The sequence below is a fragment of the Helicobacteraceae bacterium genome, from assembly GCA_031258155.1.
GTDB lineage: Bacteria > Campylobacterota > Campylobacteria > Campylobacterales > SZUA-545 > JAIRNH01.
Genome location: JAIRNH010000016.1, coordinates 1 through 21,994 on the forward strand (window position 1 = coordinate 1; position 21,994 = coordinate 21,994).

Genomic DNA, 21,994 nt, shown 5'->3' on the forward strand with positions numbered 1-21,994 from the left:
TCGCGCAATTTTACGGGCTTTTCCGACGCTATTTCAGAACCTATTTTGTTATACGACATTTAACGCCTTTAAGCGCTAAAGAACGCCGAGCGTTCCTAGCTGTGTTGATAACTCGCGACGACAGGTTTGACGGCTATTTAATTGAGAAAATCATGTTTTGCCCGAAAAGGCGTTTAGCCAAAAACGATAAACTCATAAACGCTTGAACGGCTAGTCGCCTTTTTATACGGCGCGAAAATCGCTTTCTTTGCGTCGCCCTACATTCGCGGCTAATTTTTCTAGCGTATTTCTCAAAGAACCGTCCAGCGATCGAACCGGCGCCGCACAATATCGCGTTTCGTCGCCTAGCGCGGCAATAAATACGCTATGGATTTTTTATAACGATCGATTGCCGCCATTATGGCGTTTTGACGGACGCGGCGGCAGCAAGCGCCTAAGAGTAAAGAGCTAGTAGCGCTCCGGATCGTCCGCGCGGCGAATTTCAAAATCAAAGAATTGGCTTTCGTAGCGATTAGCGCCGATCTGAAAATACTCCAAAGAGGCGCCCTTCGCGTTGCCCACTTCCTGATACAAAAGCCCTAGAGCATAGCGAACCTCTTGATTTTTGGGATCGGCGTTTTTGGCGATTTGCAAAAGCGCGATCGCGTTCTCTTTATGCCCCGCGCCGATCGAAGCGACGGCGCCGTAGAGCAGCGTATCAACGTCTTTAACGCCCAGTTCGTCTATCAACGCGTTGCTAAGCGCGTAAGCCTCCTCGAAATTCTGAAGATAGATATTGGTCGCTATTAGAGCCTGCATAAGCGTTCTAGGCTCGTTTTTCTCGATCGCCAGCCTCCGCTGCAACAGTTCGCGCACCTCTTCAAGATTGCCCGTTATTAGACCGAGCTTAACGTATAGATCGCGCGCGATCGGCGCGCCATAGTAGAGCGAATCGAAATTAAAATCGCGCCTAGACATAAACCTTTGCGCCTCGAAGGCGAATTGGCGTATAGGCTTGCCCTTATTATCGGCGTATAGCTCAAGTATGCCCGATAACAGATCGTTTGGATATAGCTTCGCGAGCTTGCTAGTCGCTTCCTTGAGCGCGTCGAGGCGGTTTGTCTGATCGGCGGAGAATATATCCAAAAGAATATACTGCGCCAAAACCTCTTTCTTTTGCGTTTCCAACCATCGCGCCGTCGCCTGAAAGTTTCCGTCGTGAAAACTTAACAGCGCGCGCCAAAAAGCGCTCTGCTCGTCGTCGCGATCGGTAAGCGCCGCCGTAAGCTCGCCGATCAAACGACTTTCGTCGGCTTCGGTAAAAGAGGACAAAACGACGGAATAAACGCCGGCTTCTATATTTTTCGGATTGAGATAATAAGCCCTGCGAAAATGCAAATAGGCTTCGGGGAGGCGACCGAGTTGCGCGTAAGAGAGCGCTAGGTTATACTCTAGCGCGTCGCTGTTTTTAAATTCGCTTTCGGCTCGCGCCAAAGCCTGATTAGCCAAAATAAGACGGTTGTTGATCGCCAATTTGATCGCCGCGCTCATTCTTACGCCCGCGCCCGCAAATACGCGGCTCTGCTCCAACAAAGCCGTCGCCTCTTCGATCTCGCCGCCGCTTAGGGCGATCTGCCCCTTGCGCACCTGCGCGACGCTCTTGTCCGGATCGACCATCATATAGGGCGCGTAGGTAAATAGCGCCTGCAAAAAAACTCTATTATCGACCAATAGCCGTCCGGAAAAGTAATTTTGCGCTTCGACTATATCAAACAGACGATCCTTTAACTTTACTTTAATCGGGTAATAAAACGGGTTTTGTTCGAGCTTTAGCGTCTCGTCGATCAAAGACGAAGCCTCTTTGAAAAAGCCGTTTTTGAGATGAACCAAAACGAGCGCGGAGCGGGATTTGTTTTGCTCTACGTTGGCGTTTATCGCTTTTTGCAACCTGTCTTCGGCGAGCGACCACTCGCCGATACGCGCGTATAACAATCCTAGCGTAGGCAGATTTTCCGTTTTGTTTGCGCGCTCTAGCGCCTCGATCGAGCCTGAAGCGTCGCTGAACATCAGTCTCATCTTAGCTAAAATCAAATTTTGCTCTTCGCCCAAGTAATCGACCGAAGGCGAAGCCGCGCCGATCAGCGCGTCAAACGGGCGATTGTCGTAGTAGTTTATCAACGCGTAATAATAGCCGTAAAGCGGCGCGGCGGATTCGTTTTTCAGGCTCTCTTTGGCGATCGCCGTATAGCGCCGAAACAACGGCTCGTCGCCAAGTTTGAGCGCGCAAACGGCGGCGTTGATAGCCGCCGGCGTTTTATGCGAGGAAGCCGCGATATACGGATCAAACACTTCGATCGCGCCGCGCCAATCGTCCTTTTTCATGCGCGCCACGCCTAGATTATATAGCGAAAGCGACTCGCTGAAAATTGAAATCCGCTCGTATATATCAAGAGCCTCCGAAAGCGAACCCTCCTCGTAAAGCATAGCCGCTTTGGTCAGCATTCCCTCGATCGTAGCGGTTCTATTGTTGATAGCGATCAGCTCGCGATCGTCTCTGGACGCTAGGATAGCCTCGCTCGCCGTAAACGCTCTTGGCTGATAAACGGTTTCGTCAGAAACGCCAAACGCCAGCGCCAAAACGCCAAAAAGGATCAGCATCGCCAAAATCAGCGCGCTTCCCCATACAATCGGCTTTTTCGCCTCCGTTTCGATTTTGGTTAGCGCGCGGTTAAACTTTTCGCTTAAAGGAGATTTTAGCGGCGCGGGCGACGACGGTTTTTCGGCGTTTTCGTCCGATCTATCGGCGTCGTCCGCCGGTTTAAGAACATAAACTTCGGCGTTTTCGTCCGCTTCCGGTCGCGTATTTTCCGCCATGTTTTAGCTTTGTTTTAGATACGGCGCCAACGCTTTTGGGAGATCGATTTCGCCGTTTGCCCGCTGACAGTTTTCCAAAATCGCAATCAGCGTCCGCCCTACGGCTAAACTAGAACCGTTTAGGGCATGGACAAGCCTATTGGATTTGCCGCTTTTGTAGCGAATCTTTGTGCGGCGCGGTTGAAAGTCGCGCGTGTTGCTGATGGAGCTTATTTCGCGGTATCTGCCCTCGCTTGGAATCCATACCTCCAAATCGATCGTTTTCGCGGCGCTAAAGCCCGTATCGCCCGCGCATAGCGCCACGCTGCGGTGCGGCAACTCCAAACTTACCAGTAGATCGCTCGCGCAGGCGATCATCTCCTCAAAAATCCTGTCGCTATCTTCGGGGCGGGTAAGCGCCACAAGCTCCACCTTGTCAAACTGGTGTTGGCGCATCATTCCGCGCGTGTCTTTGCCCGCGCTGCCCGCCTCTTTGCGAAAACAGAGCGTATGCGCCGTCAATTTGATCGGCAACTCCTCTTCGGGAATAATCTCGTCGTAGAATAGATTGACAAGCGGCGCCTCCGCCGTCGGCGTTAGAAAGAGATCGTTTTCGCTTAATTCGCCCGTTTCGGCAAGATATAGATCGGCTTCAAATTTCGGCAGTTGCGCCGTGCCGGTAAGCGTCCTGCGATTAACCAAAACCGGCAGCCACGCCTCTTTGAAACCGCGCGATTCGTTAAAGTCGATCATATAGGCGATCAGCGCGCGCTCTAGCTTCGCGGCGAATCCCCGCATAACGGTAAAGCGCCCGCTAGCGATCTTGGCGGCGCGCTCAAAATCCAGCCAGCCGCGCTCTACGCCAAGCTCGTAGTGCGCCTTTGGCTCGAAGTCAAAAACGCGCGGCGTAAGCGTTCGTTTAATCTCTACGTTATCGTCCTCGTTTGTTCCGTCGGGAACGTCCGCGTCGGGCGGATTTGGAAAGTTAAGCGCCTCTATTTCAAGCTCGTTTTCAGCCGAACGCAACAGATTGGTCAGCGCCGCGATCACGCCTTTGTTTTCGACGACTTGCGCGTTAAGCTCGGAAGCGTCCTCGCCGTTTTTTATAAGAGCGCCGAACATTTTGCTTAGGCGGTTATGCAACGCCTGTTTCTCCTCAAGTTCCCTTCTTAAACGTTTGGCTTCGCTCGCCTTAATTTTAAGCGATTCCAACAGCGTTTCATCTACCTTTTTGCGCCTGATCCGCTCGCAAAAAGCCTTGTAATCGCGTTCTAATTCTTTAAGATCGATCATTTGATTTCGACTCCCCAGCCAAATCTGCTTTGATTGTTTTGCTTTTGTCGTTTGAAGCGACCTCCACGCGATTTCTGCCGCCGGCTTTGGCGAGATACAAAGCCACGTCCGCGCGCCCGATCAAGGTCTCCATAGTATCGCCGCGCTTATAAGAGGAAACGCCGACGCTTACGGTTATTTTAGGCGCGTCGCCGTATTCGTGCGTTTCGACGGCGAGTCGCAACTGCTCCATCTTCCTCGCCGCCCACTCTTCGGAAGTATTTATCAGCACTACTAGAAACTCTTCGCCGCCCCAGCGCGCCGCTAAGTCGGTTTTACGGGTTTTGGCGACGAGAATGTTCGAGAGGGTTTTAAGCGTCTGATCGCCCACGAGATGCCCATATGTGTCGTTTACGGCTTTGAAATGATCGATGTCTAACAGCGCGACGCTTAAACTCTCGTCGTATCTTTCCAAACGATCGATCTCCATTTGAAGCAACTCGTTAATGCGCAAGCGGTTCATTATGCCCGTCAGCGCGTCCGTGTGCGATTGTTTCGTCGCTTCGTTCAATTTTTGTAGCGTTTCCGCCAGCTCTTTTTGCAGGGTTATGTCGTGTCTGATCGCCATATACCCCTTGACGACGCTCGTTTCGGAAAAAATCGGCAGAACCGTAGTCTGAACCCAGAAGAAGCCGCCGTCTTTTTTGCGGTTTTTCAGCTCCCCGCTCCAAGTCAAGTCCTGTTTGATCGTTCCCCACAGATCGGCAAACAACTCTCTTGGCGTGTCGGGGTGGCGCACGATATTATGCGGTTGTCCCAACAGCTCCTCTTTGGTAAATCCCGACACGCGGCAAAACGCCGCGGAAACGTAAGTGATAACGCCCTGCGTATCGGTTCGCGAAGTAATTACGTTTTCATCTACTATGTCTAAATAGTGGTTTAGCTCTCGGTTAAGCTCGTGAACTTGCGCCGTGCGCCGCTTAATCTCCTCTTCGCGTTCTTCTAAAAACCGTTTCATCTTAGCTTCTTCGCGTTCTAATTTGCGGTTTATTTCGTAAACCGCCTCGATAAAACGGTTGAAGTGATCGGCGATAACGCCAAACTCGTTTTTACCCCACTCGCCAAGCCGCACGTCCGGATCGCCGGCGTTTTTCGCAAGACGCTCGGTAGCGTTTTCAAGCTCGGCGATCGGAGCGAAGATTAACTTGGTGGAAAAAGCAAAGAAAAACAGACTCGCCGAAAACGTTAAGGCAAAGATAACCAACGCGATATACTCGATCGAAGCCGAAGAGGTTTTGTCGTATTCCGCGAGCGAAAAGGTGAGGTCCATTACGCCAAGCACCGAGCCGGCTTTTGCGTTGATATGGCAGGTTATACAAGTTTCGTCGGCTTTGAACGGTTTAAGATGGCGAATCTTTCTGTCGTAATCTTTAAAGATAATATCCCTATCGACTCCCGTAGCGATAGCCTCCCTAATCTCTTCGGGGAAACTCGCAAGGCTTGATCGCGGCGAATCGATCGCCGCCGAAGGCGAAACAAACAGCTCAAGTTTATCCACATAGCGTTCGTTTTTGGCTAACTCTAGGGTTTTAAGCACCTGTTGCGAAGAGCCGCCTGCGCTCATAACGGCAAATAGGGTTTGAAAGATAGATCGGCTTAAACGCTCGATGGAGGTTTTCGCCGACTGATCGATAATGTCGCGATAATCCTCTCTTAATACGGCGAGGACGACGATCGTTACCATAGCGACGACGACGAGACCCAAAATAACAAACCGCGTTCGGAGTTTGTAAAGAAAACGCAGGTCTTCTTTTCTAACGCCGCGCTTACCTGTCCGAACCATCTAAATCCTCTGCGCAAAAGACACTTGGCAAGCCCCTTTTCAGAGAGGCTTGCCGTAGGCGACGGGCAAATTACTCAAAACGAAATGTTTTTTTAGCCGTCGTCGTAGCGGTAGTAGCTTCCGTGTCTTGGTCCGTAGGCTTAACCATCAAAGCTTCAAGCTCTTTTTGAGCGGTAATATCCAAGCAAACCGCCACATAGCCCTTCATTTCGTTATCGTCGTCAAAGAGCGGCGAAATAACTATGCGCACCCAATAAGCCGCGCCGTCTTTTCTGCGGTTTTTGATCTCGCCTTGCCAAACCGCGCCGGCTTTGATCGTATGCCATAGCTCGGCAAACGTCTGATCCGGAGTGGTCGGGTGGCGCACGATATTGTGCGGCATATTGATCAGCTCGTCTTTGGCGTAGCCGGAGATGCGGCAGAACGCTTCGCTGACGGAGTTAATCACGCCGTTAAGATCGGTGCGGGAGATGATCACGTTGCTATCCACAATTTCCACGTAGCGGCGTTGCTCGCGATCGGACTTGCGAACCTCTTCCACGCGGCGTTGGAACTCGATTTCGCGTTCTTCCAGCAGTTTTTGCGTTTTCTTCTGCTCGGTAGCCAGACGGCGATTAATCACATACACTTTGTCTATAAAGCGGTTGAAGTGGTGAGAGACTTCGCCAAACTCGTTATAACCGCGCTCTTGCAATCTAACGTCGGGGTCGCCCGCGGTGGAAGCGAGTCTCTTAACCGCGTCGCGCAACTCGTAAAGCGGCGAGAATATCAGATTGGTGGAAACGAAGTTCATAATAATACCGCAAACCACGATCAAACCTAGTATCACCAACACTACTTTTTGAATCGACTCTCTAGATATTTGATCGTATTGATCTTGCGAGAGCGTCAGGTCCATAACGCCCAGCACGTCGCCAATCTTGATGTTCACATGACACTGCACGCACTCGTTTTCAGCCACAAAAGGCTTGATGTAGCGCGCGCCGCGTTTAACCGTTCCCGCGTTTTCGACTTGCTGGAAAACGTCCGCGCCCGATTCAAACACGCTGGCTATTTCTGGCGGCGGGTTAAAGCGATCGGTTGGACGGAAGATTTCAATGATCTCTTTTGAGACGTGCAGATCGAGCTGATCGACGATGTTTTTATTTTTCGCGTCTTCAAGCGCTTTATGCACCTGCTCGCTTCCCCCGAAGTTCATCGAGACAAACAGCGTCTGGAATATCGAATCGCTAAGACGGGTCATCGACTCTTGCGCGGCTTTGTTTGTCATGCTTCTGTAGTCAAGCCACAAAAGCCCGATAATGACGGTCGTTAAAATAACGACTATGACCGAGAACGATAGGATAAAGCGATTACGGATCTTTCCGAAAAAGCCTATTTGTTTCATCTTGGCAACCTTCCCCCAGAAAGTATAGTGTTGCTGTAATACTACTATTTTACTGCTTTAAACGCGCCTCTTTTCGCTTAGATTTTGTCTCAATTATGATAGGAGAGCCTTCAAAATTAGCGTTTTGCCTTAATTTATTTGTTAAATACCGCAAGTAGCTAAAATGGATTGACCGCGGGCGGTTGGAGATCAGAGCGATTTTAGGCGGTTTAACTTCATGCTGCGCGGCGTAGTAGATTTTTACCGTTTTGCCGCGATCGCTTGGAAGCGGGTGCCTGCTAAGCGCCTCGTTGATAATCTCGTTGAGCCGCGCCGTTGGAACGCGGCGCGAGTAGTTTTCATGGACGTTTATAATCAGATCGCCTAGTTTATTCACGCGCTTTTTAGAGAGCGCGCTTAACGTAATAATCGGCGCGTAGCTTAGAAAAACAAAGCGATCGCGAACCTCTTTTTCTAGGATTTTATACTCCGCGCGCGCAATATCGTATTTGTTCAGCACAAGGATCGCCGCCGTCTTGTGCTTGTCCGCCAGCCCCGCTATCCGCTCGTCAAGCTCGGAAAACTCTTCGCTCGCATCGAGCGTTATAAGCGCCACGTCGGCGACGGCGAGCGCCTTTTCGGTGCGATCGAAGGCAAATCTCTCTATACCCTCTATCCTGCTTCGCTTGCGAACGCCGGCGGTATCGACAAAAACAATCTCTCGATCGCCAATCGTTATTCTCTCGTCCACTGGATCGACCGTCGTCCCCGCGACGCGGCTTACTACCGAGCGATCAAAGCCGACAAGCGCGTTTAACAGCGCGCTTTTGCCTACGTTGGGGCGACCGATAATCGCCGCTCTGATCGCTTCGCCTCCTAGCGCGAGCGCGCCGTCGCCTACCGAAGCGGCGATCGCCTTGCCGCAAGCGCGGATAATCTCTCCCGCGCGCCTTCCAAGCTCGTCAAATCCCCGCTTGTGCGAACAGGAGATTGTATATAGCTCTTTAGCCCCAAAACTCATATACTCGTATCTACGGCTTTCAAGCGCGTCGTTATCTATCTTATTTAATACAAGGACGATTGAAGGGTTTAGCTTCTGCGATTCGTAAAAAAGTCGCCTATCCTCGTCGCTTGGCGGTAGTTGCCCGTCAACCAAAAAGAGGATTAGATCGGCGTTTTTTGCCGCCTCGAGCGCCTTTTTGCGAACGAGCGCAAAGATTTCGCCGCGATCTTCCAGCCCGCCCGTATCCATAATCTCAACTTCAAACCCGCCGATAACGGCGCGGGCGATCTTTATATCCCTCGTCGTTCCAGCCGCGTCGCTTTCGATCGCCTCTCGGCTTTTGATTAGACGGTTAAACAACGCGCTTTTTCCCGCGTTCGGACGACCAATAATGGCTACTCTAAACATCTTTTTCCCTACATGACGACGCGGTTGCGCCCCTGCTCTTTAGCCCTGTAAAGCGCCTTGTCCGCCGACTTAATAACGTCGAGGGGCGTTAGCGCGTTTTCGCTGTCGGACGCGCCGACGCTCACGGTTACGACGATATGCTCGCCGTCGCCGTTTTTGCCGCGAACCTTGCGATAGTCTTTCAGTTTCGCTTTGGGTCGCTTAGGCGATCGTTTGATAAAACGCGCCTCTTCCACCATCGCGCGCGTTTCTTCCAAATATGGGGCGGCTTCTTTTTTGTTTTTGCCGTTAAATACGATCGCGAACTCTTCGCCGCCGTAGCGGTAGGTTTTCGCTCCGCCGCGCGTCAACGCAAGTTTCGCCGCGACCATCTTTAGCGCCTGATCGCCCGTGTCGTGTCCATACTCGTCGTTAAATAGCTTGAAATGATCTATGTCGATCATCGCTACGGCGTAACGCCCCGAAAGTTTGCGTAGCGTCTCAAAAAGCGCGCGCCGCCCCAAAAGTCCGGTCAACTCGTCGTAATACGCCAATCTATAGGCAAACCGCGCGAAACCTGTGGCGATAATTAGGGCGAGAGCTAGAAAAAAGACGGTTTGCGCGGCGCGATTAGGACATAAAAAAAGCGAAACGATAACGCCTATAAAAGCAAAAAACATCGCTACGTCGAGCGTATTCTGCCGCTCTACGCATATCTTCGCGATCAGCGACAAAACGGCGGCGGCGCAAAAAATTAGCGCGATTTGCGGAACGTTTTCCAACGCTTGCGGCGGGCTAAATAGGGGCGTAGAGAGAGCGCAAAGAGCCTCCGGCGCGTATTTGCCAAACGCGATCAGAGCGATAATGCCCAGCTCTAAAGCAACCGCCAGCGCTCTCGTAAACGAACGAAAAGAAAAAAAAGAGCGCTCCTCCAGCCACGCGAAAACGGCGAAATTAAGCGGCGCGATATACCACGCGGCAAGCCGCAACAGGTCGATCGACTTCGGCTCAAGGCGATCCGCTAAGCCAAAACTATTCGTTAGCGCCGCGACGATAACCCAGATCGGAATTAGCGCGTAAAACAGGCTTAATCGCCCAAACCATATAGACAACGCGATCGACGCGAAGAAAAAGAAGTGCGCGAACGCCAAAAACGTATCGATCGGCAAATGGTCGGAAAACCATACGCTAAGAGCCGCCGCCGCAAGAACGGCTAACGAAAATAAAACAAAACCGATATGATCGAACGCGCCCAAGCCAACCCTTTTTGTGGTTGCGATTATAACAGCCGAAATACAAAATCCGTCGCGGAAGGGGCGATCGGCTAACTAAACGCCCGTCTGATCGTCGCCGCTATAAGCGCTAGATCATCCTCGCTCATTGCCGTCCCGCTTGGCAAGCACAAGCCTTTATCAAAGAGCTTTTGACTTACGCCGTTCAGGAGTTTTCGCGCCTCTTTGAAAACCGGTTGAAGATGCATAGGCTTCCACAGCGGACGCGATTCTATATTCTCTTTTTCAAGCGCCAGCCTTAATCGTTCGGGCGTAACGTCTTTATCCTCGATCGTAATCGTAGAAAGCCAGCGATTGCCTCGCGCGGGAGCCAACTCCGGCATAAACTCAATCGGCAGATCGCTTAGCGCGCGGCGATAAAACTCAAAGATTTCGCGTTTTCTTTTAACTCGATCGGCTAACACTCGCATCTGTCCCCGCCCTATTCCGGCGACGATATTGCTCATTCGATAGTTATAACCGATCTCGCGATGTTCGTAATGCGGCGCGTTTTCCCTCGCCTGCGTAGCGAAAAATAGCGCCTTTTTGATCGGCGCCTCCTCGCTCGCGACCAACGCGCCGCCGCCGCTTGTGGTAATAATCTTGTTGCCGTTAAACGAATAGACGCCAAAGCGCGCGATCGCGCCGCAATACGCGCCGCGCCAACTTGCGCCTAACGCCTCGGCGGCGTCCTCGATCAACGTCACGCCGTAGCGTTCGCATATCTCGCAAATCGCGTCCATATCCGCCGACTGCCCGTATAGATGAACGAGGACAAGCGCCTTAGGCGCGCGCTTTTTGCAAAGCTCCTCTAGCAAATTTGGATCGAGATTCCAGCTCTTTTCTTCGCCGTCGATAAAGATAGGCTCGGCGTTTTGAAAGATAATTGGCGAAACCGAACCGATAAAGGTAAAATCGCTGACGGCTACTAAATCGCCCGCGCCGACGCCCAAAACGCGCAAAGCTAGATGCAGCGCCGCCGTGCCGCTTGAAACGCCTAGCGCGTATTTCGCCCCCGTAAAAGTCTTGAGGTCCTTCTCGAAACCCGTTACGTTTTCGCCTAGCGGCGCGACGTAATTTTTGTCAAACGCCTCGCGTATAAAATTAAGCTCGTCCCCGCCCATATGAGGCGGCGACAAGAAAATCCGTTTATTTGCCATAACCCCGCGCCAAAATAAATTATCGATAGCATACAATAAACGCCCAAATCGCTAACGGCTCGCGCAAATGCAAGGACGAAACCGACGCGAAGCGTCGTTTGCCCTTGGCTAGAGGCGATCTCGCCCTAGCCTAGCGCGAATTTGCCTATAGCGGAATAAACGCGCGGTCGTTAGATAACGCGCCTATCGCCAAGCGCGATTTTTTATCGCGAGCGTTTTGTCAAAGCGCGTCGGATACAATAAAAACCGTTTCATTTGTCGCTATGCGCGACATTGCTTACGGAATGCGCAATATAACGGAAAACTCCGATCAAAACGGACGAGAGCTGTTTATAGCTAATTATCCAGTCGAAGTTTAAAGAAAAATGTCCGAAAAAAAAGCGATCGGACGCTATTTTCATAATACGTTAAAACGGGGTTTTGGCGATCTCGCGAGCGGGAACGCCAACCGCCGTAGCGAACGGCGCGATCTCGCCCGACACGACCGCGCCCGCGCCGATAACCGCCGATTCGCCGACGATCGCGTTTTGCGTCAGCGAAGCGCCTATCCCTATATGCGCTAACGCTCCGACCTTAGCGCCGCCCGCGAGCGCCGCGTTAGGCGCGATATGCGCGTATGCGCCGACGACGCAATCGTGTTCTACGATCGCGCCTGAATTAACAATCGCGCCCTCCTCTATCCGCGCGCGATCGTTGATTACGGCGTTTGGAAAAACAACCGCGCCTTCGCCGATATGCGCCGACGGGCTTATTATTGCGGAGGGATCGATTAGAGCGATAATTTTCGCGCCCTCTTTTTGCAAAAATCCCGCGATCGCTTGGCGCGCTCTGTTATCGCCGACGCCAAGCGCCGCGCTGAAACGCTCGATTCGCGCCTTTTGCAAAAACGTCTCGCGGCTTACGCCTTTCGACGGGTCGTCGTCGATAAAGCCCTCGATCCTAAGCCCAATTCGTCTCGCCGTATCCGCCGCCACGCGCCCGTGCCCGCCGCCGCCGTAGATAAAAACGCGATCGCCCTCGCCCAAAAACGGCTCTTTCGTCGCGACGTTTTTATCGCTTACGCCCTCTCGTTTTAAGACCCTGAAAGCCGTCAGAGCCGCGATCTTAAGATCAAGCCAAAAACTTAGATTTCGCGCGTAAAAAACGTCGTATTCAAAGCGTTTTTGCCAACTTTGCGCGTTGCGCCCGTTTATCTGCGCCAGCCCCGTTATGCCGGGTCTGACCCCGTGGCGCTCGGCTTGAAAAGCGTTGTAGCGCGGCAGATACTCTATCAAGAGCGGGCGCGGTCCTATAAAACTCATATCCCCGCGCAACACGTTAAATAGTTGCGGCAATTCGTCTAAGCTAAGCGATCGCAAAACGCGCCCGAACCTCGTCAGCCGCTCCTCGTCGCTTAACAATTCGCCCGCCTGATCGCGCCGATCGTTCATCGTTCTAAACTTATAGATCGTAAATGGTTTTGCGCCTAAACCAGGTCTAACCTGCTTAAACAACGCGGGGCTTCCGAGCTTAAAGCGGACGATTAACGCCGTAAGCGCGATAACGGGAGAAAAAACAATCAGCAAAATTAGCGCGGCGAGACGATCAAATAGCGGTTTAATGAGGCGGCGGTAAAGCATTTGGTAAAATCACTCCCGATAAACGCTGAATGAAAAGATTATGAAGTATAGCGAACTCAACGCAATAGCGAAAATTTTCGGCGAAAAAAGAAACTTGGCAAAGTGCGCCAGAATCGCCGAGAATAGGCTTTCGCTCCGTTTTGACGACGAGCTGTGGGTCGCCGATTTCGCGGCGCGAGAGCCAATCTTATCGCCGCTTAAGAACGGCGGTTTAAGCAAGGAGTTCTCCGCGCCCTTTGATCGCATGCTCTTAAACCGCGTAAATCAAAGCGCGATCAAAAGCGTTCGCCTTGATCCAAGCGATAAAATCTTGCGTTTGGAGCTTACCAAAAGCGACGGCTGGAAAGCGGTCGAAACGACGCTTGTTTTGGAGTTTGTCCCGCGTCGCTCAAACGCGCTTTTGCTAGACGTTGGCGGCGTTATTTTGGAGAGCCTTCGTAGAACGACGCGGCTTCAGATTGGCTACGAGCCGCCGCGAAAACCGCCGTTTCAGCCTAAAACCGAAACGATCGACGACGTTCGCTTGGTTATGAGAACGCGGCTTGAAGCGCAGGATTTTGACGAGCTTAAACGCAAAAAAACCGCCGCGATCGCCGCTTTGGGCGAAAAATCGGATAAAATTAAACGGCTCTTAGGCGATCTATGCTCGCCGCGAGTTTTGGAAGCGGAAGCAAATTTGCTTAACGAGGAAGGAAAGCTGATCTTGGCTAATCTTGGCAAGATTGCGCCCTATAGCGATCGCGCGGCGCTAGACGATTTTGGCGGCGTGTCGCGGATAGTCGCGTTAGAGCGGCTTGAAACGCCGCAAAGGGAGGCGGAGCGCAAATTTTCACGCGCAAAAAGGCTTCGCGCTAAAGCCAAAGGCGTTTTTCAGGAGCGCCAAAACTTAGAGGAGCGCGCCGCTTTTTACGATCGTCTGGCGCAAGCGATCGGCGAAGCGAAAACGGCGAGCGAATTAGAAAGCGTTCTGCCGCGCAGACAAAAGCGCGGCGCGATCGAAAAGGCGAGCGAGCCGATCGAGGAGTTTATGATAGGCGGTTTTAGAGCTTTGATGGGGCGCAACGAAAAGGGCAACGCCCTTCTACTAAAGCGCGCTAAAGCCCGCGACGTTTGGCTGCATTTGCAGGGACGCCCAAGCGCGCATCTGATCGTCCAAAGCGCCAAAGAGGAGCTTCCCGTCGAGGTAATAAAACGCGCGGCGCAGCTGTGCGCGCGGTTTTCGCTGAGTGAAAAAGGCGACTATTTGGTCGATTATACAAAGCGGCAATTTGTGAGAGTCGAATACGGCGCGCATGTAACATACTCGCGCCAAAAAAGCGTGGCTGTTCGACTGGAATAGGAGGCTAAAACGTCGATAACTCCCATTGCGGGCGTGATATACGCCAACCAAAGCGCGCCCGCCGCGTCGCAAGCGCAGCAACAGGCGCAAAGCAGAGTCGATTTTCAAACCGCGATCGCCGGAACGCTCGCGCAGGACGAACGCAAAACGATCGAAGAGACAAGACCGGCCGAAGCCAACGCGGAGGTTAATCCCGATCGCGAGCATCAAAAGAAAGAGGAAGAGGAAAAAGAGCGCGCCCGCAAAAAACGCGCGGCGCTACCCGAAAAAGAGGCGACGATTGAAACGCGCCTGCTTGATATAAGAGCGTAAGCGTCAAAAGAGCGTATAATTTCGCCGCGAAAACGCGTTTTCGCGCCAAACATAGATATTAGGAGAAACGATGAGTTTGCTTGCGCGGTTAAAGGACGACGCGAAAAGATGGCGCACCGCCTTGATATTGCTTGCCGTAGTCGCGCTTGTAGGCGTTTTTCATTCGGTATGGACAATCGGCGCGTTTTTAACGCTTGTGTTTGTCGCCGCGTCTAAAGAGGCGATCGCGCTTTTCGGGCACGGGAATAATTGGAAGCTGTGGCTTGCGTGCGTAGCCGTATGGATCGCGGCGATCTTCTATCCGCGCCCGATCGAGGCGATTGTCTTAACGATTCTGATCGCGGCTTCGATCGTCGCTTTCGATCAAAAACGCGATCTTAAAATCGCTCTGCCGCTTTTGTATCCCGCCGCGCCGCTGCTATTTTTATTTTCGCTCTATACGGAGTTTGGAATCGGAGCCTACGTCTGGCTATTTGTAACCGTCGCCGCGTGCGATATAGGCGCCTATTACGCCGGCAAAGCGCTGGGCAAAACCCCGTTTAGCCCCTCAAGCCCTAATAAAACGATCGAGGGCGTAGCCGGAGGCGTTACGGCGGCGGCGATATTTGGAACGATCGCGGGCGTTTTGGCGTCAATTAAAACGGTTGGCGGCGTCTTAATCTCAATCGATTTTTTGCCTATACTCGCAATTACGACGCTTTGCGCGATCGCGTCGATATTCGGCGATCTGTTTGAAAGCTATCTGAAACGAAAAGCCGGCGTAAAAGACAGCGGCAAAATCCTGCCCGGACACGGCGGCGCGCTGGATCGTATAGACGGCTATTTGTTCGCGGGGGTCGTTTTGCTGTTTGGGCTTAGGTTAGCCGCGATTTAGTGGAAAATATCGTTCTTTTAACGGCGCTCTCCGCGCTTATTATGATTTCGCCGTTTTTGTCGCGCGTAAGCGGTCTTCCCGTGGCGGTAACCGAAATTATGCTCGGCGCGATCGCGTCGTTTTTCGGCTTTTTCGCCGAAGGCGGCGAGCTCTTTGATTCAATAGCGAAAGTCGGTTTCTTGTATCTGATGTTTTTAGCGGGAATGGAGGTCGAGCTAAGAGAGTTCGGCGCAATAAAAAAGTCGTTATGGCGGCGGATCTCCGTGTTTTTTATAATCCTCTACGCGCTGGCGATTGCGATCGCCTTTTCATTCGGGCTTTCGCCCATCTATATCGCCGCCCTGCCTACGATCTCGGTGGGTATGATCGCGGTTTTGATTCACGCGCGCGGCAGAAGCGAATGGCTGATCTTTGGCTTGAAGCTGGGCGTTGTAGGCGAGCTTATCAGTATCTGCGTTTTAACCGTTTTGAGCGCTTTCGTCCAACTTGAGGGCTTTAATTTTTCATTTTTGCAGACTATGGCGACGCTGCTCTTCGTGTTGATATGCGTATGGCTGTTTTTTTATATCTCAGCCGCGCTGTTTTGGTGGTTTCCAAAACTGAAAAAATTGATTATGCCCGATCAAGACAGTTTAGACGAAGACGTTCGCGTGGCGTTCGCGCTCTTTTTCGCGCTCGTAGCCGCCGCGATCTATTTGGATTTGGAGCTTGTTTTGGGCGCGTTCGTGGCTGGAATGTTTATAGCAAACTATTTTGATCACAAAGCCGATCTGCCGAAAAAACTAGGTTCGCTCGGCTTTGGATTTTTAACGCCGATATTCTTTTTGTATGTCGGCGGAACGCTTGATTTGCGGCTTATAACGCAGCTAGATATAGTCGGCAAAGCCGCCTTGATATTGCTGGCGATGACCTCCATTCGCGTTATCGCCTCGTTTGTCGCCTTTAGACCGACTTTTAGCGCGATCGAGCGGCTACAGGTGGGGTTATCGCAGTCGATGCCGCTTACCTTTTTGGTGGCGATCGCCACGATCGGGCATAACGCGCGGCTATTAAGCGAGAGCGAATACGCGGCGTTTATCGTAGCGAGTATGGCGGAGGCGGCGCTAATTATGCTCGTTATAAAATGGCTGGACGGCAAAAGGGCGGTTGAAAAATGATAGGTAGATTTTTGATTGTCTTATTACTCGCCGCAAACTCGCTTGCGGCGGCGGGTTTTAGCGGCATGATCGGATACAAAAACGATTATATATTTCGCGGCGTTACGCAAACCAACCGCAAAAGCGCGTTGCAAGGCGCTCTTCGCTACGGCTTTGAGAGCGGCTTTTATCTAGGCGCGTTCGGTTCTAACGTTTATGACGAGAAAAAGAGGGCGGCTAACGCGATCCAATACGATTTTTCCGGCGGTTATCTAGGCGAAGCGGGCGATATTTGGTTCGAGGCGGGCGCGATTAGCCGCAACTACACGATTGACGACGCGAACCATATCGAGGCGCTTTTCGCGGTTGGATACGACGGTTTTCGTTTGGCTTACTACGATATTGTCGCGGCGGATAACCGAGATCGCGAGGGCGATCGCTATATCGAGGCGAGCGTCGATTTCTACGAGGCTTGGGGGGTAATCGATATTGGTTTCGGCGCGGGTTACGGACTGCCAAACGATCGCGAAGCCGACGCTTCCTTAGACCTATTTGTTTCGCTTGGCAAAACCTTTTGGCGAAAGCTGAAAGTAGGCGCGAGCTCCGAAATATACGCCCCGAACGCGAAGGAGTTTGAAAAAGCCCGCTTCGTCGTTTTTGCCCGCCAATCGTTTTAAGCGTTTCGCCTTCGCGAGATAAAAACTTTGAAGGGTGTAAAGACAACGCGACAATGCACGGCAACCCCGCAAGAAATATGGGAACGTTTGAATAGACAAAAGGAATAAAGTGAAAGAAAAACTAGTCAAAATTCTATCGGCGGTATTAGGCAAAGAGGTTAGCGCGGATAAAGATATTTCAATGCAGAGCGAACCGCTATGGGATTCCATAAGACATATAGAGATTATAATGACCGTGGAAGAAGAGTTTAATATCGCCTTCGCAACCGAGGATATTCCATATCTGACCTCAAAAAGCGAGATCGAGCAAAAACTTTTGGAGCTTGGACTTTGATCGCGTCCGTTTTCGCCAAAGAGCTAAGGCGGCTCGATCTCTTATCCGCCGCAAAAAATGAATCTGCTAAAAACATAACGATTAGCGTTCATAGAAATCACGCTTTTGAAGCGGTAGCGTCGGTATTAAACGCGTTTCTTAACTTCGCCGGACTAGAGGCAAAGTTTCTCTATAGCGCTTACGACGATTCGCTGACCTTTTCCGAACTAACAAACGGCGATCTGCATTTGATATATCTTGATTTAGCCAGATATAAAACAAACGATATAGGCGCTTTCTTAAACGAGCGCGCCGCCATGTTAAGATCAAAAACCGCGTCACCGATCCTAATCGTCGTTCTCGACGATCAAAACCCTATCGATTCGCAATTTGACGTAAGCGACTGCTTTGTTTTCTCAATAGCGCCTATCATAAACGAACTGGGCGAATCGGCATATGATCTGGCTAAGGAGAGCTATAGCGGCTCGCGCTTATCGAATAAAGCCGCTCTTGAAATAGCCAGATATTTAGGCTTAAAGCTGATTCCCGCGCTCATATTAACGCCGTTAAAGGCGATTGTTTGCGATCTCGATAACACGCTATATCAGGGCGTATTGGGCGAAGACGGCGCGGATAATCTCGCGCCAAACCTAGCTCTCCAAAAAGAGATAAAAAGGTTAAAAGAGAGCGGATTTCTTATAGCGCTCGCGTCTAAAAACGAAGAGAGCGACGCGCGGCAAATGTTTGAAAAGCGTTCCGACTTTTTATTAACGTTTGACGATTTCGCCGCCACCGAGATCAATTGGAATAGCAAACGCGAAAATATAATCAACATCGCCAAAACGCTTAATATAGGCATAGACGCTATGCTTTTTATCGACGATAATCCCGCTGAAATTCAGAACGTCGAAAGCGTTGGAATTAAAACAATTCTAGCGGCGGACGAAGAGAGCGCGTTAAGGCAGCTTAAACTTTACCCCGGACTTATGAAACTGCAAATTTCAGCCGAAGACGCGTTGCGAACAAAAGATACGCAAGCAAACCAAGAGCGCGTTAGATTAGCGCGAGAATACTCGCAAAAAGAATACTTTGAAAAACTAGGCGTTACATTGCGTTTTTGCGTAAATAACCGCGAACAGATTGCAAGAGTATCCGAGCTATTTGGTAAGACAAACCAGTTTATTCTTACCTATAAAAGATATAACAAAAGCGAAGTCAAAGCGTTTATGGAATCGCCAAAGAGCTGCATCATTACAATCGCTATGAGCGATAATCTTTCAGATAGCGGAATTATAGCTATTTTAGCCGCCAGCAAAAAAGACGAAGCGCTGGAGCTAGACGAAATGACGGTAAGCTGCAGGGCTTTGGGCAGGAACATTGAAAACATAGCGTTGCCCTTTATGTTTGATCTCGCGGCAAAACGGTTAAAAACCAAAAACGAAATTATCGTTAATTACAAAAAGGGCGAGCGCAACGCTCCGGCGCTCGCCTATCTAGCCACGCTAACCGACCAAACCTTGCTAGAGGTCGGCTCTTTTGTCTATAGCATACCCAAAGCGATCAATGTTGAAGGCATAGAGATAACTATCGAATGATCGATCTGAAATTTCATCATATTGGCGTCGCCACAAAAAGTATCGAGCGAGAGTTTAGCGTTTTTGAGGCGCTTGGCTACAGGAAAGTTTCAGAAACATTTATAGACGAAGAGCAAAGAATACGCGGGCTTTTTATAGAGGGACGACGCGGCGCCCCAGCTCTTGAGTTACTAGAGGACTTAGACGAGCGAGGTCCGCTCGCCGCTATATTAAAAAATCATATTAAGTTTTATCATTTCGCATACGAAACCGACAATATTGAATCAGACTCGCGCAAAATTATCTCCTCGCTAAAAGCGATTATGATTGTTCCAATAGTTAATGCGACATATTTTGAAAAGATATGTTTTCTCGCGCTAAGAAATCAAGCGCTTATTGAACTAGTCCAACTAAAAGGGAGCTAAATGGCGTCGGCTAATTTTAACTGCGCCGCCGTAAGAGGGGCGGCTATTACGCTGGGAGAAAACCTCTGTAATTTTGACGACGAACCGTATTATTGGAACAATGATCAAAACTTGTTAAAAAGGCTCAAAAAAACTATTGGCTTTGGGTCTCGTTACACCGCAAACGTGGATACTACGACATGCGATTTATGTTTTGACGCGGCTAAGCGTTTAATAAACGAAGCAAGTTTATCAAGCGGCGCGTTTGACGCTATCGTATCGGTAACGCAAACGCCCGATTACTATATACCTCAGAACGCTCATCTTTTGCACTACAAGCTAGATATGCCAAAAACTGCGATCGCTATCGATATTTGCAACGGTTGCGCGGGCTACATTCAAGGGTTGTATCTGTCGTTTTCGCTAATAGCGTCGGGGCTTAACCGCATTTTGCTATGCGCGGGGAGATACGCTTAGCAAAACGGTAAACGACAAGGATCACTCGGAATATCCGCTATTTTGCGACTGCGGCTCGGCGAGTATAATCGAAAGATGCGATAACGCGCCCGCGACAAGTTTTATAATGCGATCGGATGGATCGGGGTACTCTCGCCTTATTAAAAAAGCCGGAGCCTATCGCAATCCGTCTAACGAGCGGACAAAATTGGAGACGATCGACGCCGACGGCTACGTCAGAAGCGAAGAGGACCTGTATATCAACGGCTTTGAGATATTTAAATTCACAATGAGCGAACAACCGCCCTTGCTAAACGAAGCGATCGCTCTCGCAAACGGCGTGGATTCGGTCGATCTGTTTTTATTGCATCAAGCCAACCAGCACATAGTATCGACAATCGCAAAATCGGCGAAGATTCCAATGGAAAAAGTCCCGATCATATTTCCAAGATACGGCAATCAAAACGGCTCGTCGATCGTTGGCGTTATTTGCGATAGCGCAGATCTGCTAACAAGCGGCAAATATAGAGTGATCGCGCAGGGTTTTGGCGTTGGACTTTCATGGGGCGCTTGCGTAACGACCTTAGATCGAATATGCGCTCTTAAACCGCATATATACCAAAGTTAAAGGAGCAAAATATGAGCGCGTCGGATTTTATTGTAAAACTTGCGGACGCATTACAAACCGAAACGCGGTTGGAACCAGAAACAAAACTCGATGATTTAGACGAATACGACTCTTTGGCGAGAATGTCAATCTTGGCTTTAATGGACCAAGATTACGGCGTGGAGTTATCGCTTGAAGACTTCAAGGCGATCAAAACGGTCGCCGATCTGCTCGCAAAAGTCGGCTTATGACGACGTTTAACGCCGAACGGCGATTTATAGTAACGGGAGCTAGTAGCGGCATTGGCGAAGAGGTCGCTTTGGCTCTTAACGTTTTGGGCGCAAGCGTGATAGCGATCGCGCGTAATAGAAAACGTCTGGAAAATATGCGCGAAAAAGCTAAAAATCCCGAACTGATCCTTATACGCGAAAGGGATTTAAGCGCGAATATCGACGATCTATCGGATTTTGTTAAATCGCTTAAAGACGAATGCGGCAAATTGGCGGGAATGGCGTATTGCGCCGGCGTATCGTCGCTTGCGCCGCTACGAATATATGATCGGAAAGAGGCGCAAAAAGTTTTCGATGTTAACTATTTTGCGCCAATCCAAATGGCAAAAGCCGTTTTAGATAAGAGAAATAATATAGGCGAGCAGACCTCGATCGTTTTCATCGCGTCGATCGCGGCGCGTATATGCGACAAATCGCAGCTAATTTACGCGGGTTCCAAAGCGGCGCTGATCGCCTCCGCGCGATCTATCGCAAAAGAGGCGGCGGCGCTTAAAATGCGCGTTAATACAATCTCGCCCGCCGATATAGACACGCCTATGACGGCAAAACTCGACGGCATGCGCGAAGATCGTAAAAAAGCGTATCCGTTCGGCTTTGGCAAAGCGAGCGACGTGGCAAATCTCGCCGTTTTCTTGCTTTCCGATAAAGCGTCGTGGATAACGGGGCAGGATTACGTTTTGGACGGAGGACTTATCGGGTAGTCGCATAGGCGCGAGGCGATATGGCGGGCAGGGTGAGATTCGAACTCACGGAGGTTTTACCCTCGTCGGTTTTCAAGACCGGTGCATTAAACCGCTCTGCCACCTGCCCTAGTCGATTAGCCGTAGCCAAAATCGTCGCCGACTTCCAACTCCAATTTTAGAGGCGATATGGCGGACAGAGAGGGATTCGAACCCTCGATAGGAGTTACCCTATACACGCGTTCCAGGCGTGCGCCTTCAACCGCTCGGCCACCTGTCCTTTTTTTCGCGCCAAACTAAACTGGGATTTTGGAGGCGGCGCCCGGATTCGAACCGGGGGTCAGAGCTTTGCAGGCTCATGCCTTACCGCTTGGCTACGCCGCCGCAGACGCCTCGCGCCATAAATAAACCCAAAATCCGCGAGTATGGTGCCCGAGGCCGGACTTGAACCGGCACGGACGAAACCGTCCTCAGGATTTTAAGTCCTGTGTGTCTACCATTTCACCACTCGGGCGCTCGCGCGTTATGTAGGATTTTTATAGTCTGCGGCGCGCTAAAGTTACGCGCTTTCGACTCGTC

20 protein-coding genes, 4 tRNA genes and 1 pseudogene are annotated in these 21,994 nt (G+C 50.8%); 12 read left to right on the top strand and 13 right to left on the bottom strand.

Annotation, left to right across the window (positions count from 1 at the left end; all coding sequences use genetic code 11):
* Positions 1–447: 447 nt before the first annotated feature.
* From LBF86_02105 to LBF86_02145, 9 genes and pseudogenes are all read right to left on the bottom strand, one after another.
* Positions 448–2,853 carry a hypothetical protein gene (locus tag LBF86_02105; protein MDR0664305.1) on the bottom strand — a complete coding sequence of 802 codons (2,406 nt, stop codon included), beginning with the start codon at positions 2,851–2,853 and terminating at the stop codon, positions 448–450.
* Between the two features lie 3 nt (positions 2,854–2,856).
* On the bottom strand, positions 2,857–4,125 hold the full coding sequence (serS, locus tag LBF86_02110) for a serine--tRNA ligase (GenBank protein ID MDR0664306.1): 1,269 nt from the start codon (positions 4,123–4,125) through the stop codon (positions 2,857–2,859).
* Positions 4,112–5,947: a diguanylate cyclase gene (locus LBF86_02115; protein MDR0664307.1), complete on the bottom strand. Its 1,836-nt coding sequence runs from the start codon at positions 5,945–5,947 to the stop codon at positions 4,112–4,114. Before LBF86_02115 ends, serS begins: the two co-directional genes overlap by 14 nt.
* Before the next feature lie 70 nt (positions 5,948–6,017).
* Positions 6,018–7,334, bottom strand: a complete 1,317-nt coding sequence (locus LBF86_02120) for a PAS domain S-box protein (GenBank protein ID MDR0664308.1) — start codon at positions 7,332–7,334, stop codon at positions 6,018–6,020.
* Positions 7,335–7,383: 49 nt separating this feature from the next.
* Positions 7,384–8,724 carry a ribosome biogenesis GTPase Der gene (gene der / locus LBF86_02125; protein MDR0664309.1) on the bottom strand — a complete coding sequence of 447 codons (1,341 nt, stop codon included), beginning with the start codon at positions 8,722–8,724 and terminating at the stop codon, positions 7,384–7,386.
* A gap of 8 nt (positions 8,725–8,732) precedes the next feature.
* Complete coding sequence (locus LBF86_02130; protein ID MDR0664310.1) at positions 8,733–9,959, bottom strand: GGDEF domain-containing protein; 1,227 nt, start codon at positions 9,957–9,959, stop codon at positions 8,733–8,735.
* Between the two features lie 68 nt (positions 9,960–10,027).
* Positions 10,028–11,134: a DegT/DnrJ/EryC1/StrS family aminotransferase gene (locus tag LBF86_02135; protein ID MDR0664311.1), complete on the bottom strand. Its 1,107-nt coding sequence runs from the start codon at positions 11,132–11,134 to the stop codon at positions 10,028–10,030.
* Between the two features lie 407 nt (positions 11,135–11,541).
* On the bottom strand, positions 11,542–12,159 hold the full coding sequence (locus LBF86_02140; GenBank protein ID MDR0664312.1) for an acetyltransferase: 618 nt from the start codon (positions 12,157–12,159) through the stop codon (positions 11,542–11,544).
* Positions 12,154–12,753: pseudogene (locus tag LBF86_02145) on the bottom strand (sugar transferase). Before LBF86_02145 ends, LBF86_02140 begins: the two are co-directional and overlap by 6 nt.
* Before the next feature lie 40 nt (positions 12,754–12,793).
* Here LBF86_02145 and LBF86_02150 point away from each other — a divergent pair.
* The 12 genes from LBF86_02150 (at position 12,794) to LBF86_02205 (ending at position 21,436) form a co-directional block, all read left to right on the top strand.
* Entirely contained in the window at positions 12,794–14,092 is a 1,299-nt protein-coding gene (locus tag LBF86_02150; GenBank protein MDR0664313.1) for a hypothetical protein, read from the top strand.
* Between the two features lie 33 nt (positions 14,093–14,125).
* Entirely contained in the window at positions 14,126–14,404 is a 279-nt protein-coding gene (locus LBF86_02155) for a hypothetical protein (GenBank protein ID MDR0664314.1), read from the top strand.
* Between the two features lie 70 nt (positions 14,405–14,474).
* On the top strand, positions 14,475–15,278 hold the full coding sequence (locus tag LBF86_02160; protein ID MDR0664315.1) for a phosphatidate cytidylyltransferase: 804 nt from the start codon (positions 14,475–14,477) through the stop codon (positions 15,276–15,278).
* A complete protein-coding gene (locus LBF86_02165; GenBank protein ID MDR0664316.1) occupies positions 15,278–16,435 on the top strand; it encodes a cation:proton antiporter in 1,158 nt (385 codons plus the stop codon). Before LBF86_02160 ends, LBF86_02165 begins: the two co-directional genes overlap by 1 nt.
* Complete coding sequence (locus LBF86_02170; protein MDR0664317.1) at positions 16,432–17,091, top strand: TorF family putative porin; 660 nt, start codon at positions 16,432–16,434, stop codon at positions 17,089–17,091. Before LBF86_02165 ends, LBF86_02170 begins: the two co-directional genes overlap by 4 nt.
* Before the next feature lie 109 nt (positions 17,092–17,200).
* Entirely contained in the window at positions 17,201–17,425 is a 225-nt protein-coding gene (locus LBF86_02175; protein MDR0664318.1) for an acyl carrier protein, read from the top strand.
* The gene (locus LBF86_02180) at positions 17,422–18,999 is read left to right on the top strand and encodes an HAD-IIIC family phosphatase (GenBank protein MDR0664319.1); all 1,578 of its coding nucleotides are present in this window, start codon (positions 17,422–17,424) and stop codon (positions 18,997–18,999) included. The genes LBF86_02175 and LBF86_02180 overlap by 4 nt, the downstream gene beginning before the upstream one ends.
* Positions 18,996–19,403, top strand: a complete 408-nt coding sequence (locus tag LBF86_02185; GenBank protein MDR0664320.1) for a VOC family protein — start codon at positions 18,996–18,998, stop codon at positions 19,401–19,403. The genes LBF86_02180 and LBF86_02185 overlap by 4 nt, the downstream gene beginning before the upstream one ends.
* Entirely contained in the window at positions 19,404–19,859 is a 456-nt protein-coding gene (locus LBF86_02190) for a hypothetical protein (GenBank protein MDR0664321.1), read from the top strand.
* Between the two features lie 187 nt (positions 19,860–20,046).
* Positions 20,047–20,466, top strand: coding sequence for a hypothetical protein (locus LBF86_02195; GenBank protein MDR0664322.1), 420 nt, complete (start codon positions 20,047–20,049; stop codon positions 20,464–20,466).
* An 11-nt stretch (positions 20,467–20,477) separates the two neighbouring features.
* The gene (locus tag LBF86_02200) at positions 20,478–20,696 is read left to right on the top strand and encodes an acyl carrier protein (protein MDR0664323.1); all 219 of its coding nucleotides are present in this window, start codon (positions 20,478–20,480) and stop codon (positions 20,694–20,696) included.
* Positions 20,693–21,436, top strand: a complete 744-nt coding sequence (locus tag LBF86_02205; GenBank protein ID MDR0664324.1) for an SDR family oxidoreductase — start codon at positions 20,693–20,695, stop codon at positions 21,434–21,436. The genes LBF86_02200 and LBF86_02205 overlap by 4 nt, the downstream gene beginning before the upstream one ends.
* 21 nt (positions 21,437–21,457) lie before the next feature.
* Here the strand turns inward: LBF86_02205 and LBF86_02210 are convergent.
* The 4 genes from LBF86_02210 to LBF86_02225 form a co-directional block, all read right to left on the bottom strand.
* A tRNA-Ser gene (locus LBF86_02210) sits at positions 21,458–21,545 on the bottom strand.
* Between the two features lie 60 nt (positions 21,546–21,605).
* A tRNA-Ser gene (locus LBF86_02215) sits at positions 21,606–21,695 on the bottom strand.
* A 30-nt stretch (positions 21,696–21,725) separates the two neighbouring features.
* Positions 21,726–21,799: transfer RNA gene (locus tag LBF86_02220), tRNA-Cys, on the bottom strand.
* A gap of 42 nt (positions 21,800–21,841) precedes the next feature.
* A tRNA-Leu gene (locus LBF86_02225) sits at positions 21,842–21,929 on the bottom strand.
* Positions 21,930–21,994: the final 65 nt, after the last annotated feature.

What these genes read in the sequence shown, in the direction of transcription:
- LBF86_02105 (MDR0664305.1), bottom strand. Translation starts at nt 2,853, where the DNA reads ATGGCGGAAAATACGCGACCGGAAGCGGACGAAAACGCCGAAGTTTAT.
- LBF86_02120 (MDR0664308.1), bottom strand. Translation starts at nt 7,334, where the DNA reads ATGAAACAAATAGGCTTTTTCGGAAAGATCCGTAATCGCTTTATCCTA.
- LBF86_02190 (MDR0664321.1), top strand. Translation starts at nt 19,404, where the DNA reads ATGGCGTCGGCTAATTTTAACTGCGCCGCCGTAAGAGGGGCGGCTATT.
- LBF86_02200 (MDR0664323.1), top strand. Translation starts at nt 20,478, where the DNA reads ATGAGCGCGTCGGATTTTATTGTAAAACTTGCGGACGCATTACAAACC.
- serS (MDR0664306.1), bottom strand. Translation starts at nt 4,125, where the DNA reads ATGATCGATCTTAAAGAATTAGAACGCGATTACAAGGCTTTTTGCGAG.
- LBF86_02170 (MDR0664317.1), top strand. Translation starts at nt 16,432, where the DNA reads ATGATAGGTAGATTTTTGATTGTCTTATTACTCGCCGCAAACTCGCTT.
- LBF86_02205 (MDR0664324.1), top strand. Translation starts at nt 20,693, where the DNA reads ATGACGACGTTTAACGCCGAACGGCGATTTATAGTAACGGGAGCTAGT.
- der (MDR0664309.1), bottom strand. Translation starts at nt 8,724, where the DNA reads ATGTTTAGAGTAGCCATTATTGGTCGTCCGAACGCGGGAAAAAGCGCG.
- LBF86_02115 (MDR0664307.1), bottom strand. Translation starts at nt 5,947, where the DNA reads ATGGTTCGGACAGGTAAGCGCGGCGTTAGAAAAGAAGACCTGCGTTTT.
- LBF86_02150 (MDR0664313.1), top strand. Translation starts at nt 12,794, where the DNA reads ATGAAGTATAGCGAACTCAACGCAATAGCGAAAATTTTCGGCGAAAAA.
- LBF86_02160 (MDR0664315.1), top strand. Translation starts at nt 14,475, where the DNA reads ATGAGTTTGCTTGCGCGGTTAAAGGACGACGCGAAAAGATGGCGCACC.
- LBF86_02185 (MDR0664320.1), top strand. Translation starts at nt 18,996, where the DNA reads ATGATCGATCTGAAATTTCATCATATTGGCGTCGCCACAAAAAGTATC.
- LBF86_02135 (MDR0664311.1), bottom strand. Translation starts at nt 11,134, where the DNA reads ATGGCAAATAAACGGATTTTCTTGTCGCCGCCTCATATGGGCGGGGAC.